Origin of the sequence: Herbiconiux sp. L3-i23, from assembly GCF_023734115.1 — a bacterium.
Taxonomy (GTDB): Bacteria; Actinomycetota; Actinomycetes; order Actinomycetales; family Microbacteriaceae; genus Naasia.
This window is the reverse complement of sequence record NZ_AP025737.1, coordinates 825,663-840,999: the sequence shown is the minus strand read 5'-3', so window position 1 is coordinate 840,999 and position 15,337 is coordinate 825,663. Positions and strand designations below refer to the sequence as shown.

Genomic DNA, 15,337 nt, shown 5'->3' with positions numbered 1-15,337 from the left:
GGGAGTCAGCGATGAGCTACAGCACCACCGCCCCCGGGGCGACACTGTTCTCGCCCCCGCCCCGCAGGCTCGATCTCGGCTCGATCCTGGTGCTCGCGCTGTTCCTGCTCATCTCCGCCGCCGTGGCCTTCTTCGGTACCGTGACGACGATCTCGACGATCGACGGCTGGTACGCCGACGCCGTCAAGGTGCCGTGGTCGCCGCCGAACTGGCTGTTCGGCCCGGTCTGGACTCTGCTCTACGCCGCCATGGCGGTCTCGGCATGGTTGGTGTGGCGCCGCCGCCACTTCTTCTACGTCGGCCCTGCCCTCGCGCTCTACATCGGGCAACTGTTCCTCAACTCGGTCTGGACGCCCGTCTTCTTCGGCGGATACGAGATCATCGGCTCCGCGGCCCTGTGGATCGGCCTCGCGGTCATCGTGCTCCTCGACATCTGCGTCACCGCGACGATCGTCGCGTTCTGGTACGTCAGCCGGCCCGCCGCCGTTCTGCTCATGCCCTATCTGGCGTGGATCCTCTTCGCCAGCACTCTGAACCTCGGTCTCGCCATCCTCAACACGTAGCGTCCCCCACGGACTCCGTCAGTTCCTCCCCCGCGCCGTCACCGCGGGGCGGGCTCACATCCCGGCCGGCGTCGGCTCGGCGGCCGCGGGAGCGTCGTTACGGTTCGGCGCATGATCGCTCTCGCCTCGCGTACCCTGCCCCATGTGACCACCATCGACGGCCCCGACGGCCGCGCCCGCTGCGGATGGGTCGGCCGCGACCCCGAATACCTCCGCTACCACGACGAGGAGTGGGGTGTGCCGTTGCATGGCGACCGCGCCCTGTTCGAGAAGCTCGCCCTCGAAGGCTTCCAGGCCGGGCTGTCGTGGATCACCATCCTCCGCCGCCGACCGGGGTTCCGCGCGGCGTTCGCCGACTTCGATCCGGCCGTCGTCGCCCGTTTCGGTCCCGATGACATCGAGCGGCTGATGGGCGACACCGGCATCATCCGCAACCGCGCCAAGATCGAGGCGACCATCTCGAACGCCGCCGCCCTGCTCGCCCTTCAGGAGGAGCGGGGCGAGGGTGCACTCGACGACCTCGTGTGGGGCTTCGCTCCTCCTCCGCGTCCGAAGTCGGAGCGCCCGCGCGAGCTCGGCGACCTCCCCGCGGTGACGGCCGAGTCGACAGCGTTGAGCAAGGCGCTGAAGAAGCAGGGGTTCCGCTTCGTCGGCCCGACGACGGTGTACGCGATGATGCAGTCGGGCGGCCTCGTCGACGACCACCTCGCAGGCTGCTGGCGCGCCACCAGCCCTGGTCATTGAGGAGGCCGTTCACGGCCGTCGCGAAATGACACGACTCGGCACTGCGCCGACGCTCCGGCCGCAATGCAACTCCTGTCGCATCGCGACGGCCCTGGCGGGCCTCCTCAGCGACCAGATCAACCGGCCCGCCCGCCCCGCGCAGCGATACGAGGGGCGAACCTCACCACCCGAGCCTTCGTATCGCTTGACTCAACGATCGGCTCCCTCTGGTCATTGAGGAGGCCGTCCACGGCCGTCGCGAAATGACACGACTCAGCAAGCGGCCGAAGCCCCGAGCCAGTGCAACTCTCCTCGCTTCGCGACGGCCCTGGCGGGCCTCCCCAGCGACCAGGATCACCTCGCCTTGATCTGCTCATTGAGGAGGCCGCCCGCGGCCGTCGCGAAATGACACGACTCGGCAGTCCGCCGAAGCCCCGACCCAGGCGCAACTCCCGTCGCATCGCGACGGCCCTGGCGACCAGGAACCCCCTCTGGTCATTGAGGAGGCCGCCCGCGGCCGTCGCGAAATGACACGACTCGGCAATCGGCCGATGCCCTGGACCCCAGTGCAACTTCCGTCGCATCGCGACGGCCCTGGCGGGCCTCCTCAGCGACCAGGAATGCCCCGCTCGTTGAGCGAAGCGATACGAAGGGCACTCGTCGGCACCCGCGCCTCCGTATCGCTGGGCTCAACGAGCGACCCTCGCATCGCGACGGCCCTGGCGGGCCTGCTCAGCGACCAAGGCGCTCGCCTCACGCCTCAGACGATCAGGGCGAGTTCGCCCGGGGCGCCGTGGCGGAGCTCGAAGCCGGCGGCGCGGGCGATCTCGATGAGGGACTCCGCGTCGACCGGCACCTCCGGCGCGGTGAGCAGCGCTCGCGTGAACTGCCCCTTCGCCTTCTTGTTGAAATGATTCAGCGCACGAGTCTCGCCGTCATCGCCGCGGGTGAGCACCCTGAGGTAGTACGAGCCCTCGCGGCGCGGTGCGGGTCCGAGCACCGCATACCCTTCCGATCGCAGATCGAGGATCAGCCCAGGCTGCTTCGCAAGCTCGGCGCCGACCGCCGTCGCCCAGTGCGCCTTGAGCGGCAGGCCCGGCAACCGGGAGTCGTGCGAGAGACGGTAGGCCGGGATCGGGTCGAGCCCGCCGACCGGGCCGAGCAAAGCCGACTGGATGCGCACCACGTCGGCCGCGCGCATCCTCGCCGCATGGGACAGGGTCAAGGAGTCGAGCCCGTCGTAGAGCACCCCCGTGTACCGGTCGATGGCGGGCATGGTCGGCGACGACGCGACAGCCGCGTTCCGCGCGATCTCCGCGCGCTGCGTGGGGCCGAGCTTCAGCGCGGCGGCCATCTCATCGGGTGTGCGGGCGAGCTTCTTCACCGCGCTCACCACCGCACGGCGACGGCTCGCGAGCCGGGGATGCGCGAGACCCGCGACGTCGAGCGGGGCGCCGTCTCCGCCGTCGCGTTTGGTCTCGGACGGCGGGAGGAGCAGCAGCACCGGACAAGCGTAGACGGACCGGCGGAGTCGGGTCCGCCGCTACCGGCGCAGCGCCCCGCGAGCCGTGCGCACGACCGCCTCCGTGACCGCGTCGAGCGTCGCCGATTTCAGGTTCCACGCCTGCCAGTACAGCTCGACATCGACGGGGTCTCCCCCGGCCACCGAGACGAGTTCTCCCGACTTCAGAAGCTCGGAGCACTGCTGCTCGGGCAGGACGCCCCACCCGAGCCCGAGCCGGATCGCGGTCGCGAACTCGACGGAACTGGGGATGTAATGACGACGGCCGGCGCCCTGCGTCTCGGCGTGGAACCGGTCCTGCAGCTCGTCCTTCCGGTCGAACAGCACGACGGGTGCGCCCGCGAGCGATGACCTGGTCGGGGCGCCCGTGAAGTGGCGCTCGGCGAACCGCGGCGAGCACACCGCGAGATACCGGACGACACCCAACCTCGTGGAGGTGCACCCCTGCACGGCCGCCTTCGACGACGTGACGGCGGCGGCGACGATACCGCTGCGGAGCATCTCCGCCGTGTGGTCCTGGTCGTCGCGATGGATCTCGAATGCGACGGGCACTCGGCGCTCCGCCTCGGCCAGGGCGTCGACGAACCAGGTGGCGAGGGAGTCGGCGTTCACGGCGACCGCCAGCGTCGGCGACGCTCCGATCTCGCCGATGGCCCGCTCGGCGTCCGCGGCGAGCAGCGCGAATCGGCGCGCGTAGGTGAGCAGAGTCGCGCCGGCAGGAGTGGTCGACACCGGGGTGGTGCGGTCGAGCACGATCTGGCCGAGCTGCGACTCCATCGCCTTCACCCGCTGCGACACGGCCGAGGGCGTCACACCCAGCCGCCGGGCAGCCTTGTCGAAGGTGCCCTCATCGACGAGCGCGACGAGCGTCGCGAGTTGATCGAGCTGCAGACGGATCATTAGCAAATCTTACGCGTCTTCGAAAATCGTCGTTTCCCTGCAGCGCGCCGCCCGGCTACCGTCGACCCGATGTCATCTCCCGCGCTCGCCGCCCTCGCCGGATTCGGAACAGGCCTCGGCCTCATCGTCGCGATCGGCGCTCAGAACGCCTACCTGCTGCGAATGGGCGTCTCGGGGCGACTCCCCACTGTCGCGCTCGGCGTGCTCCTCTGCGCCGTCTCGGATGCGGTTCTCATCGTCGCGGGCGTCGCCGGTATGGGCGCGCTGGTGCAAAGCGCCCCCGTCCTTCTCGTCGTGATCCGGTTCGCTGGAGCCGCGTTCCTCATCGTCTACGGCCTGCTCGCAGCCCGGCGGGCGCTCGTGCGCACTGAGGCGATGGGCGACGCCGACGGCCGGTCCCTCCGCCGTCCGCTGCTCACCCTGCTCGCGTTCACCTGGCTCAACCCGCACGTCTACCTCGACACCGTGGTGCTGGTCGGCGGGGTCGCGAATCAACAGCCCGGCGACGGGCGATGGTGGTTCGCGGTGGGAGCCGTCGCCGCCAGCTTCGTCTGGTTCTCCTCGCTCGGCTTCGGCGCACGACTTCTCCGGCCACTGTTCCGCCGCCCCGGCACCTGGCGCATCCTCGACGCGATCGTCGCGGTGATCCTGCTCGCGCTCGGAGTGAAGCTCGCGATCGGCGCCTGAAAAAGATTTGGTGACACGTCCACCAAATCGGGAATATTAGGGCGGTGCATGTGCTTGCATTGAACTATGACTATCTCGACACCGATCCATCCCGCCTACGTCGTCGGCACCTGGCGCCTCGACCCCACGCACTCGGAGCTGTCGTTCACGGTGCGTCACCTGGCGATCAGCAAGGTGCGTGGCGTGTTCGAGACCTTCGATGCCACCCTCGTCACCGCCGAGGACCCGAACGAGACGACCCTCGAGGCGACCATCGACATCGCGTCGGTGAACACCAACCAGAAGGACCGCGACGCGCACCTGCGCACCAGCGACTTCTTCCTCGTCGACGAGCACCCCACCGCGACCTTCGTCTCGACCGACTTCGAGGTCGACGGCGACGACTTCGAGGTGACCGGCGACTTCACCCTCCGCGGCGTGACCAAGAGCATCGTCTTGAAGGGCGAGTTCGGCGGCGTCGTGACCGACGCCTACGGTCAGACCAAGGCCGGCGCGAGCGCCAAGGTGAAGATCAACCGCCACGACTTCGGCGTCAACTGGAACGCAGCCCTCGAGGCCGGCGGCTTCACCCTCGGTGAGGACGTCACCATCAACATGGAGCTCCAGTTCACCCTTCAGCCGTAGGTCGAAGCTTTCGGCGGTCCGGTGGACCGCCGAAAGGTTCGATCGGAGGCTGAAGATCGAGGAGCGCGCCTTCAGCGCGATATCGAGATCTCGCAGCCACTGCAGGACGACGAAGGGCCCGATCCGAACGGATCGGGCCCTTCGTTCGTTCTCTCAGATCGTCAGCTGGTGAGCTCCGCGTTGCGCGCCACGACGGTGACGACGTCGTTCTCGACGGACAGGAAGCCGTCCTCCGCGTTCGCGACGATCTTGCGACCGCCGGGCTGGGTCACGCGCACCTCACCGCCGCCGAGGATGGCGAGCATCGGCTCGTGGCCGGTGAGGATACCGATCTCACCCTCGGTGGTGCGGGCGACGACCATGTCGGCCTCGCCCGACCAGACCTGCTGGTCGGCGGAGACGACGTTGACCTGAAGCGGCATGATCAGCCGTTCTCCTTCTGGATCTGCGCCCACTTCTCCTCGACGTCGGTGATCGGGCCGACGTTGAAGAACGCCTGCTCGGCCACGTGGTCGAAGTCGCCGCGCGCGATCGCGTCGAAGCTCTCGATGGTGTCCTTCAGGGGCACGGTCGAGCCTTCGACACCGGTGAACTTCTTCGCCATGTAGGTGTTCTGCGAGAGGAACTGCTGGATGCGGCGCGCACGCGACACCGTGACCTTGTCCTCTTCGGAGAGCTCGTCGACACCGAGGATGGCGATGATCTCCTGCAGTTCCTTGTTCTTCTGCAGGATCGCCTTCACCGTGGTGGCGACGCGGTAGTGGTCCTCACCCAGGTAGCGGGGGTCGAGGATGCGGCTCGTCGAGGTCAGCGGGTCGACGGCCGGGTAGAGGCCGCGCGATGCGATTTCACGGCTGAGCTCGGTCGTGGCGTCGAGGTGCGCGAACGTGGTCGCCGGTGCCGGGTCGGTGTAGTCGTCGGCCGGCACGTAGATCGCCTGCAGCGAGGTGATCGAGTGACCGCGCGTCGAGGTGATGCGCTCCTGGAGCACGCCCATCTCGTCGGCGAGGTTCGGCTGGTAGCCCACCGCGGAGGGCATGCGGCCGAGCAGCGTCGACACCTCGGAGCCCGCCTGCGTGAAGCGGAAGATGTTGTCGATGAACAGCAGCACGTCCTGCTTCTGCACGTCGCGGAAGTACTCGGCCATGGTGAGGGCCGACAGCGCGACGCGAAGACGCGTTCCCGGGGGCTCGTCCATCTGACCGAACACGAGGGCGGTCTTGTCGAAGACGCCAGCGTCCTCCATCTCGTGGATGAGGTCGTTGCCCTCACGGGTGCGCTCGCCGACACCGGCGAACACCGACACACCACCGTGGTCCTGCGCGACGCGCTGGATCATCTCCTGGATGAGGACGGTCTTACCGACGCCCGCACCACCGAAGAGGCCGATCTTGCCACCCTGCACGTACGGGGTGAGGAGGTCGATGACCTTGATGCCGGTCTCGAACAGCTGAGTCTTGCTCTCGAGCTGGTCGAACGCCGGGGGCTTGCGGTGAATGGGCCAACGCTCGGTGATGACGACATCCTCGTTGCCTTCGAGGTTGAGGATCTCACCGGTGACGTTGAAGACCTTGCCCTTGGTGACGTCGCCGACGGGCACCGAGATGGGGGCGCCGGTGTCGCGGACCTCCTGACCGCGGACGAGTCCGTCGGTCGGCTTGAGGGCGATGGCGCGCACCAGGTCGTCACCGAGGTGCTGGGCGACCTCAAGGGTGATCTCCTGCGCCAGGTCGCCGACGGTGACGTCGGTCTTCAGGGCGTTGTAGATGTCGGGGAGCGAGTCGTGCGGGAACTCGATGTCGACGACGGGGCCGGTGACGCGGGCGATGCGTCCGACGCCGGGCGCGCTCTGCGTGGCAGGGCGGTCAGGGGCCGTGATGCTCATGGCGTGTGCCTCTTCTTTCGTAGGTGTTACTTGGCCGACGACAGTGCGTCGGCGCCGCCGACGATCTCGGCGATCTGCTGGGTGATCTCGGACTGACGCGCGTTGTTCGCGAGTCGCGTGTAGTCGCGGATGAGCTTGTCTGCGTTGTCGCTCGCCGACTTCATAGCCCGCTGACGCGCCGCATGCTCGGAGGCCGCGGACTGCAGCATGGCGTTGAAGATGCGGCTCTCGATGTAGACGGGCAGGAGCGCGTCGAGCACGGCGTCGGCGTCGGGTTCGAACTCGTAGAGCGGGAGCACTTCGGTATTCGGCTCTTCGACGCCTTCGACGACCTCGAGGGGCAGCAGGCGGACGACCTCGGGGGTCTGGGTCACCATGCTGACGAAGCGGTTGTAGACGATGTGGATCTCGTCGACGCCGCCCTCGTCGGTCTCTCGGACGAAGGCTTCGACCAGCTCGTCGCCGATCTCCTTCGCGGTCTCGAACTGCGGCTGATCGGTTCCACCCGTCCAGCTGCGCTCCGAGTCGCGCTTGCGGAAGGCGAAGTAGCCGACCGCCTTGCGCCCCACGAGGTAGAACACGACCTCTTTGCCCTGGCTGCGCAGCAGGGCGGCGAGCTGCTCGGCCTCCTTCAGCACGCTGGCGCTGAACGCGCCGGCGAGACCACGGTCGGAGGAGAAGATCACGACGGCGGCGCGTCGCGGGTTCTCGACTTCGGTGGTGAGGAGGTGCGAGACGTTCGAGTACGTCGCGACGGCCGACACGGCGCGGGTGACCGCGCGCGCGTACGGCGTCGACGCGGCGACCCGCTGCTGCGCCTTCTGGATGCGCGACGCCGAGATCAACTCCATTGCGCGAGTGATCTTCTTCGTCGTCTGCGCCGACCGGATTCGACCCCGGTAGACGCGAAGCTGTGCGCCCATCTAGTTATCGCCGACCCTTGACGATCTTCTCCTGGTTGACGTCGGCTTCGGCCAGCTCTTCGAACTCTTCGCGTCCGACCGAGGCGAGCGGCTTGCCCTCACCGGTCTGGAACTCGAGCTTGAACTGGTCGACGCCCTTGTCGAGGGCGGCCACCGTGTCGTCGGAGAGGACGTTGGTCTCACGCAGCATCGACAGGACCTCGGTGTTGCGACCGAGGTAATCGAGCAGCTCGCGCTCGAAGCGCAGGATGTCCTCGACCGGGACCTCGTCGAGCTTGCCGTTGGTACCGGCCCAGATCGACACGACCTGCTCCTCGACGGGGTACGGCGAGTACTGCGGCTGCTTGAGCAGCTCGGTGAGGCGCGCGCCTCGGGCGAGCTGACGACGGCTGGCCGCGTCGAGGTCGGAGGCGAACATGGCGAACGCCTCGAGCGAGCGGTACTGGGCGAGCTCGAGCTTCAAGGTTCCGGAGACCTTCTTGATGCTCTTCACCTGCGCGTCACCGCCGACTCGCGAGACCGAGATACCGACATCGACCGCGGGACGCTGGTTCGCGTTGAACAGGTCGGACTGCAGGAAGATCTGGCCGTCGGTGATCGAGATCACGTTGGTCGGGATGTACGCCGACACGTCGTTCGCCTTGGTCTCGATGATCGGCAGACCGGTCATCGAACCGGCGCCGAGCTCGTCGGAGAGCTTGGCGCAACGCTCGAGCAGGCGGGAGTGCAGGTAGAACACGTCACCGGGGTACGCCTCGCGTCCCGGCGGGCGGCGCAGCAGCAGCGACACGGCACGGTAGGCCTCGGCCTGCTTCGACAGGTCGTCGAAGATGATCAGGACGTGCTTGCCCTCGTACATCCAGTGCTGGCCGATGGCCGAGCCGGTGTAGGGGGCGAGGTACTTGAAGCCGGCGGGGTCGGAGGCCGGAGCGGCGACGATCGTCGTGTACTCCATGGCTCCGGCGTCCTCGAGCGCGCCCTTCACCGAGGCGATGGTCGAGCCCTTCTGGCCGATGGCGACGTAGATGCAGCGGACCTGCTTGCTGACGTCGCCGGACTCCCAGTTGGCCTTCTGGTTGATGATCGTGTCGATCGCGATCGCGGTCTTGCCGGTCTGGCGGTCGCCGATGATCAGCTGACGCTGGCCGCGGCCGATCGGGATCATGGCGTCGATCGCCTTGATGCCGGTCTGCATGGGCTCGTGCACGCTCTTGCGCTGCATGACGCCGGGCGCCTGCAGTTCGAGGGCGCGGCGTCCGACGGTGGCGATGTCGCCGAGTCCGTCGATCGGGTTGCCGAGCGGGTCGACGACGCGGCCGAGGTAGCCGTCGCCCACGGCGACGGAGAGGACCTCGCCGGTGCGGTGGACTTCCTGGCCTTCTTCGATGCCGGCGAACTCACCGAGGACGATGACACCGATCTCGTTCTCGTCGAGGTTCTGGGCGAGGCCCAGGGTGCCGTCTTCGAAACGCACGAGCTCGTTGGCCATGACGCTCGGCAGGCCCTCGACGTGGGCGATGCCGTCGGCGGCGTCGATGACGTGGCCGACCTCGGTGGCCTTGGCCCCGGTCGGTTCGTAGGAGCCGACGAAGTCCTTGAGCGCGTCGCGGATCTCGTCAGGACTGATGGTCAGATCTGCCATGGGATGCTTCGTTCCTTGGTGGGTTGCGCCGGGTCAGCCGGCGAGTTGAAGTCGGAGGTCGTTGAGCCGCGCCGCGACACTGCCGTCGATGACATCGTCGCCGACGGAGATGCGAACTCCCCCGATGAGGGAGGGGTCGATGACCTGGTTGAGGCTCAGCGCGCGACCGTAACGGTCGCCGAGCGCCTTCTCGAGCCGGGCCAGCTGAGCGTCCGACAGGGGCGACGCCGTCGCGACGGTCGCAATGCCGAGGCCGGAGGCGTCGGCGACGATCCGCGCGGCACGGCGCAGGGCCTCGACGAAGCGCAGCTCGCGCGGGAACTGGACGAGATGACGCACGATCGCGCGCGTCGCCTCCCCCGCTCCGGCGAGGATGCGGTCGACGAGGGCGACCTTCGCCTCGCCGCCGCCCAGCTTGCTGCTGAGCGCCAGCTCGAGTTCGGCGTTGGAGCGCACGGCCTGCTCGAAGGTGAACAGCTCGTGCCCGAGCGCCGAGCCGGAAGGCCCGCCGGCCGCGATGGCGCGGAAGCCGAGCTCCTCGAGACCGTCGGCGAACTCGTCACCGCTCGACCATCTCTCGGCCGATGCCGACGCGACGACTCCTTGCACCGGAGCGCCGAAACCGACGAACAGCTTCGAGACGAGGCCTCGCTTCGCCGCCGCCTCGATACCCGGGTCGGCGAGCAGGCCGCGCAGCTGCGCGGAGCCGCCGACCGTGCGGGCGGCAGCGAGGAGCTGCACGCCGCCGGTCAGGTCGAGACGGGCGTCCGCGAGAGCGGACACCGACGAGGCGAGGGCCTGCCTGCTCGCGGATCCCACTACTTGCCTGCCTTCTCGGAGGCTTCGAGGTCGGCAAGGAAGCGGTCGACCAGTGCAGACGAACGCGTGTCGTCGGCGAGGCTCTCGCCAACGACGCCGGACGCGAGGTCGATCGCGAGCGACCCGACCTCGGCGCGCAGGCTGGTGATCGCGGCCTGACGCTCCGCCTCGATCTGCGCCTGAGCGGTCGCGGCGATGCGTGCGGCCTCGGCCTGAGCCTGCTCGCGGACTTCGGCGATGATCTTCTTGCCGTCCTCGCGGGCCTGCTCGCGGATGCGCGCCGCTTCGGCGCGCCCCTCGGCGAGCTGCTGGTTGTACTTCTCGAGAGCGGCTGCCGCTTCCTGCTGGGCGCGCTCGGCCTTCTCGATGCCGCCTTCGATGAGCTCCGCGCGGGCGTCGAGCGTCTTCTTGATGGAGGGCAGAACCTTCCAGAAAAAGAACGCGAGCAGCACCACGAAGACGACCGCCGACCAGACGATGTCGTAGGGCGCGGGCAGGAGGATGCTCTGCTCCCCCTCCGCCGCGGCCATGGGGCTGATGAGTGTCTGCACGGAAACCTCGATCAAGCGAAGATGAAGCCGGCCGCGAGGCCGATGAGCGCGAGGACCTCGGTGAAGGCGATACCGAGGAACATGGTCACCTGGAGGCGGCCGGCGATCTCGGGCTGGCGGGCGATGGCCTCGACGGTCTTGCCTGCGACGATGCCGATGCCGATGCCGGGGCCGATCGCGGCGAGGCCGTAACCGACGGTCGCGATGTTGCCGTTGATCTCGGCGAGCACGTTGACGGGATCCACTGTGGTTTTCCTTTCGGTTGTTCCGGGCCTAGATGGCTGACGGAATCGTTTAGTGCTCTTCGGACACGGCGAGCTGGATGTAGACCGCCGTGAGAAGAGTGAAGATGTACGCCTGCAGAACCGCGACGAGCAGTTCGAAGAGAGTGAAGAAGAAGCCGAACGCGAGGGTTCCGCCACCGATCAACCGGGCGACGCCGTCGATCGCGCCGCTCGTGAAGAAGAAGTTCGTCGCCGCGAAGCAGAGTACGAGCAGCAGGTGGCCGACGACCATGTTCATCAGCAGTCGCAGAGTGAGCGACACCGGACGCAGCACGAAGGTCGAGAGGAACTCGATCGGCGTCAGCAGGATGTAGAGCGGCTTCGGCACACCGGGCGGGAAGAGCGCGTCCTTGAAGAACTTGCCCCCTCGCGCCTTGATGCCGGCGTAGATGAAGGTGATGTACGCGACCGCGGCGAGCACGAGCGGAACGCCGATCAGGGAGCTTCCCGCGATGTTGAGGAACGGGATGACACCCGTCACGTTCAGCGCGAAGACCATGAAGAAGATCGTGGTGAGGACCGGCAGGAAGCGCTCGCCGTCACGTCGGCCGAGGAGGTCCTCGCCGATGTTCTTGCGGACGAACCCGATGCCGAGTTCGATGACGCTCTGGAAGCGGCCGGGGACGATCTTCATCCGGCTGGTACCGATCCAGAACAGCAGGATCAGCGCCGCCGCGGCGATGAGCCGGACCATGATGATCCGGTTGATCTCGAACGGGGTGCCTTCGAAGAGGAAGACTTCGGGGAAGAATTCGCCGAGGGTAGGAGCGTGGAACCCCTCGCCTTCATCGGCACGAGGGAGGAAAGGAAGGACGGCGTTCAGCAGCTCGTTCTCCTGCGTAAGGGCACGCGGGCGTGCGGCGACTTGCGTGGGATCCCCATGACTCTAGCAAGGATCCGCACGGGGGACTAACCGAATTCTAACCTTTGTAGAAATCGGGTGAGGCGTCAGTGCTCGGCAGCGTCGGACACGTAGGGCAGGCGCGCGCGGAGTACGACGACGACGTCGACGACGAGGGATCCGAGGAGCCCGCCGACGATGGTGAGGAACAGGGTCATCGGATCGAGCCAGGGCTGGTCGCGCAGCAGGAGGACCGCGGCGAGGAACAGCACGAACTTCAGCAGCCATGCGCCGAGCACGATGCCGAAGAAGATCATCGCGAATGACGGCGACCCGAAGAAGCGGTTGGCGATCAGGATGCTTCCCGAGGTGACGCTGACGAGCAGCAGCACCAGGATGGCGCCGACGAGGGCGCTCACGATGCCCTCTCCCCCGGCGAGGATTCCGCCGAGGATCGCCCCGACGACGGCGACGACGACGGTGAGGGCAGCGCCGAAGAGGAGCACCCTGCGAAGGACCGGCGTCGAGCTCGGCGTCCGGGCTGCGCCCGCGGCGTTCGGACTGGTGTCGGTCATCTGGGTTCTCTCTCTACGGGTTCGGGGTGGGCGGCGGCGACGGCGCTCTCGGACGCGGCGTCGAGCGGATCGAGGGCGGCTTGCGAGCGGTGCTCGTCATCGGCGGGCGCCGACTGGGCCGCCGCCTCCGTGGCCTTGCGTCGTGACAGTGGGGCGAGCGTCAGCACGGCGCAGACGACGAGACCGACGGCGATGAAGGCGAGCGCGAGTGTCCACGGACGCAGCACGAAGATCAGCAGCGCGCCGACCGACACGACCGCGGTCCATGCGTAGAAGATGAGCACCGCGTGCATGTGCGAGTGCCCCATGTCGAGCAGCCGGTGGTGCAGGTGCTTGCGGTCGGCGCTGAACGGCGACTTGCCGGCGAGCAGGCGCCGCGTCACCGCGAGGGCGAAGTCGAGGAACGGCACGATGAGGATCGCGAGCGGCAGCAGGATCGGCAGGAACGCGGGGATCAGCGACGAGCGGCCGAAAGTCGCGCCGAACTGCACGGGGTCGACCTGCCCGGTGACGGCGATGCCGCTCGTCGCCATCAGCAGGCCGACGAGGTACGCCCCGCCGTCGCCCATGAAGAGCTTCGCCGGCCGCTTCTCACCGAAGCGCGCATTGAGGGGCAACAGGCCGAGGCATGCGCCGATGGTGATCGCGGAGATGAGCGAGGCGAGGTTGAAGTAGTTGTTGGGGCTCGTCTGCTGGACGATCAGGTAGCTGTAGAGGAAGAACACGCCGTTGCCGATGATCGCGACCCCGGCGACCAGGCCGTCGAGGCCGTCGATGAAGTTCACGGCGTTCATCACGAAGACGACGGCGAAGACGGTGAGGACGAGCGACATCCACGCGGATCCGACCGTCAGACCGCCGATCGGCAGCGATACGATCGCGACGCCCTGCCAGGCGAGCAGGCCGGCGGTGAGGATCTGACCGGCGAGCTTGATCATCCAGTCGAGGTCGAGCAGGTCGTCGGCGACACCGATGACCACGATGATGGCGGCGGCCCCGACGATGGCCCAGATCTTCGCGGGCTGGGCGAACACGATGTCGAAGAACGGGATCTGCGAGGCGATCGCGAAAGCGACGAGTACTCCCCCGAACATGGCGACGCCGCCGAGCCGCGGGGTGGGTCGCGTGTGCACGTCGCGGGCGCGGATCTCGGGGTGCAGGTTGTAGCGCCGGCCGAGCCGGTAGACGATGAGCGACAGCCCGAAGGTGACGGCGGCCGCGATCAGCGCGACGAGGGCGTAGAGAGTCACCGGTCGGCCTCGCTGCTGCGCGCCGGGCCGACGATCACGCCGCCGGGAACGCTCACCGCTCGGCCTCGAGCGCGTCGCCGACGATCTCGCGCAAGTCGGCGGCGCTGAGTACGCCGTGCCGCACGATGGTGAGCGGCCCGTCGCCTGCGGCGAGAGCCGTCGCGTCGATGATCGTCGAGGGCACGTTTCCGGGCGTTGACCCGGCATCGAGGTAGACCTCGACCGCGTCACCCAGCTGCTCGTGCGCGTTCTGCGCTGTGGTCGCCGCGGCGACGCCGGTCTTGTTGGCCGACGAGACGGCGAGAGGCCCGGTCTCGCTCAGCAGTTCGAGCGCGATGCGCTGATCGGGCATCCGCAGGGCGACGGTGCCGCCGGTCTCTCCGAGATCCCACGCGAGCGACGGGCGCGCCGGGAGGATGATCGTGAGCGGGCCCGGCCAGAAGCGGGCGACGAGTGCGCGGACCTCGTCCGGCACCTGCTCGGCGAGCGCATCGAGCGTGGGGATGCCGGGGACGAGGACCGGCGGCGGCGATTGACGGCCACGACCCTTGGCGTCGAGCAGACGCTGCACGGCGGCGGGCGAGAACGCATCCGCGGCGATGCCGTAGACGGTGTCGGTGGGCATGACGACGAGGTCGCCGCGCCCGATCGCGGCGCGGGCGAACCGCATTCCGCTCAGCAGATCGGACTCGGCAGAGCAGTCGAAGATGCGCGCCATGTCGTGCCCAGTGTAGAGCCGTTCCGCACCCCGCTCCCGTCGGGACGGGCCGATTCGTGCCGACCCGGGGAGCGCTGACAGACTGGCTTCCGATGAGTGCGCTGTTCGTCTTCGACATGGACAACGTCCTGTACGACTACGACTGGCACGCCAGGATGCGCGCCCTGTCGGCGATCTCGGGCGTGGCGTTCGACGACCTCCGATCGCGGTGGTGGCTCGACCCGGCAGGTGAGATGCACGCCGAGGCGGGCGGCTTCGAGGACGGCGAGCGCTATCTCGCCGCGTTCCGCGCGGCGGTCGGCGCCGACGTGTCGCGGGAGGACTGGCTCGCCGCGCGTGGCGGGGCGATGACTCCCCTCCCCGGTTCGATCGCGGCGGCGGCGCGCGCGGCGGAACTCGGTCGGGTGAGCCTGCTCACCAACAACGGCCCGCTGGTGCACGAGAACCTGCGATCGCTGGCTCCCGAGCTGGTGCCGGTGTTCGGCGAGCATCTGCGCGCCTCCAGCTTCTACGGCGCCCGCAAGCCGGACCCGATTGTCTTCGAGCGGATGCTCGAGTCGTACGGCGCCGACGCCGCCGACACCTTCTTCGCCGACGACCTGCCCGAGAATGTGGCGGCCGCCGCCTCGGTCGGCATCACCACGCACCACTTCACCGGCGACACGGCCGCGCTCCTCGCCGACATCGAGTCGTTCGCCGCCACCCGCGCCTCCGCCGCTTGAGCGGCACAGAGATCACCCCACCTGCCCGCTCTCTGACCAAATGCAGGAGATATTGCGCTGAACGGCCCGATTCGGGGCCCTTCGACGGCTGCTCGGTCAGTTTCTCCT

Annotated in this window: 18 protein-coding genes; 5 read left to right on the top strand and 13 right to left on the bottom strand. The window is 68.2% G+C overall.

What is annotated here, in order from left to right; genetic code table 11:
• Nucleotides 1–11: 11 nt before the first annotated feature.
• Complete coding sequence (locus NGH83_RS04000; RefSeq protein ID WP_251857776.1) at nucleotides 12–563, top strand: TspO/MBR family protein; 552 nt, start codon at nucleotides 12–14, stop codon at nucleotides 561–563.
• A gap of 111 nt (nucleotides 564–674) precedes the next feature.
• Entirely contained in the window at nucleotides 675–1,307 is a 633-nt protein-coding gene (locus NGH83_RS03995; RefSeq protein WP_251857775.1) for a DNA-3-methyladenine glycosylase I, read from the top strand.
• 739 nt (nucleotides 1,308–2,046) lie between these two features.
• Here NGH83_RS03995 and NGH83_RS03990 read toward each other — a convergent pair.
• Nucleotides 2,047–2,790, bottom strand: coding sequence for a YaaA family protein (locus NGH83_RS03990; RefSeq protein WP_251857774.1), 744 nt, complete (start codon nucleotides 2,788–2,790; stop codon nucleotides 2,047–2,049).
• 39 nt (nucleotides 2,791–2,829) lie between these two features.
• Complete coding sequence (locus NGH83_RS03985; RefSeq protein WP_251857773.1) at nucleotides 2,830–3,708, bottom strand: LysR family transcriptional regulator ArgP; 879 nt, start codon at nucleotides 3,706–3,708, stop codon at nucleotides 2,830–2,832.
• Between the two features lie 69 nt (nucleotides 3,709–3,777).
• Here NGH83_RS03985 and NGH83_RS03980 point away from each other — a divergent pair, with 69 nt between their 5' ends.
• Entirely contained in the window at nucleotides 3,778–4,395 is a 618-nt protein-coding gene (locus NGH83_RS03980; RefSeq protein WP_251857772.1) for a LysE/ArgO family amino acid transporter, read from the top strand.
• A 66-nt stretch (nucleotides 4,396–4,461) separates the two neighbouring features.
• Nucleotides 4,462–5,019, top strand: coding sequence for a YceI family protein (locus NGH83_RS03975; RefSeq protein WP_251857771.1), 558 nt, complete (start codon nucleotides 4,462–4,464; stop codon nucleotides 5,017–5,019).
• A gap of 161 nt (nucleotides 5,020–5,180) precedes the next feature.
• Here NGH83_RS03975 and NGH83_RS03970 read toward each other — a convergent pair whose 3' ends face one another.
• From NGH83_RS03970 to NGH83_RS03920, 11 genes are all read right to left on the bottom strand, one after another.
• The gene (locus tag NGH83_RS03970; protein ID WP_251857770.1) at nucleotides 5,181–5,441 is read right to left on the bottom strand and encodes a F0F1 ATP synthase subunit epsilon; all 261 of its coding nucleotides are present in this window, start codon (nucleotides 5,439–5,441) and stop codon (nucleotides 5,181–5,183) included.
• 2 nt (nucleotides 5,442–5,443) lie between these two features.
• On the bottom strand, nucleotides 5,444–6,904 hold the full coding sequence (gene atpD, locus NGH83_RS03965) for a F0F1 ATP synthase subunit beta (RefSeq protein ID WP_251857769.1): 1,461 nt from the start codon (nucleotides 6,902–6,904) through the stop codon (nucleotides 5,444–5,446).
• A 26-nt stretch (nucleotides 6,905–6,930) separates the two neighbouring features.
• Nucleotides 6,931–7,827 carry a F0F1 ATP synthase subunit gamma gene (locus NGH83_RS03960; protein WP_251857768.1) on the bottom strand — a complete coding sequence of 299 codons (897 nt, stop codon included), beginning with the start codon at nucleotides 7,825–7,827 and terminating at the stop codon, nucleotides 6,931–6,933.
• 4 nt (nucleotides 7,828–7,831) lie between these two features.
• Nucleotides 7,832–9,469 carry a F0F1 ATP synthase subunit alpha gene (atpA, locus tag NGH83_RS03955; RefSeq protein ID WP_251857767.1) on the bottom strand — a complete coding sequence of 546 codons (1,638 nt, stop codon included), beginning with the start codon at nucleotides 9,467–9,469 and terminating at the stop codon, nucleotides 7,832–7,834.
• A gap of 33 nt (nucleotides 9,470–9,502) precedes the next feature.
• Nucleotides 9,503–10,288, bottom strand: coding sequence for a F0F1 ATP synthase subunit delta (locus NGH83_RS03950; RefSeq protein ID WP_251857766.1), 786 nt, complete (start codon nucleotides 10,286–10,288; stop codon nucleotides 9,503–9,505).
• Nucleotides 10,288–10,818: a F0F1 ATP synthase subunit B gene (locus tag NGH83_RS03945; RefSeq protein WP_251858445.1), complete on the bottom strand. Its 531-nt coding sequence runs from the start codon at nucleotides 10,816–10,818 to the stop codon at nucleotides 10,288–10,290. The genes NGH83_RS03950 and NGH83_RS03945 overlap by 1 nt, the downstream gene beginning before the upstream one ends.
• Nucleotides 10,819–10,850: 32 nt before the next feature.
• Nucleotides 10,851–11,084: an ATP synthase F0 subunit C gene (gene atpE / locus NGH83_RS03940; RefSeq protein ID WP_251857765.1), complete on the bottom strand. Its 234-nt coding sequence runs from the start codon at nucleotides 11,082–11,084 to the stop codon at nucleotides 10,851–10,853.
• Between the two features lie 49 nt (nucleotides 11,085–11,133).
• Nucleotides 11,134–11,946, bottom strand: a complete 813-nt coding sequence (gene atpB, locus NGH83_RS03935) for a F0F1 ATP synthase subunit A (RefSeq protein ID WP_251858444.1) — start codon at nucleotides 11,944–11,946, stop codon at nucleotides 11,134–11,136.
• A gap of 125 nt (nucleotides 11,947–12,071) precedes the next feature.
• Entirely contained in the window at nucleotides 12,072–12,539 is a 468-nt protein-coding gene (locus NGH83_RS03930; protein ID WP_251857764.1) for a hypothetical protein, read from the bottom strand.
• Nucleotides 12,536–13,789 carry an MraY family glycosyltransferase gene (locus NGH83_RS03925; RefSeq protein ID WP_251857763.1) on the bottom strand — a complete coding sequence of 418 codons (1,254 nt, stop codon included), beginning with the start codon at nucleotides 13,787–13,789 and terminating at the stop codon, nucleotides 12,536–12,538. The genes NGH83_RS03930 and NGH83_RS03925 overlap by 4 nt, the downstream gene beginning before the upstream one ends.
• Before the next feature lie 52 nt (nucleotides 13,790–13,841).
• Entirely contained in the window at nucleotides 13,842–14,507 is a 666-nt protein-coding gene (locus NGH83_RS03920; RefSeq protein ID WP_251857762.1) for an L-threonylcarbamoyladenylate synthase, read from the bottom strand.
• 92 nt (nucleotides 14,508–14,599) lie between these two features.
• On the opposite strand from NGH83_RS03920, the gene NGH83_RS03915 reads away from it, so the two are divergent.
• A complete protein-coding gene (locus tag NGH83_RS03915; RefSeq protein ID WP_251857761.1) occupies nucleotides 14,600–15,229 on the top strand; it encodes an HAD family hydrolase in 630 nt (209 codons plus the stop codon).
• Nucleotides 15,230–15,337: the final 108 nt, after the last annotated feature.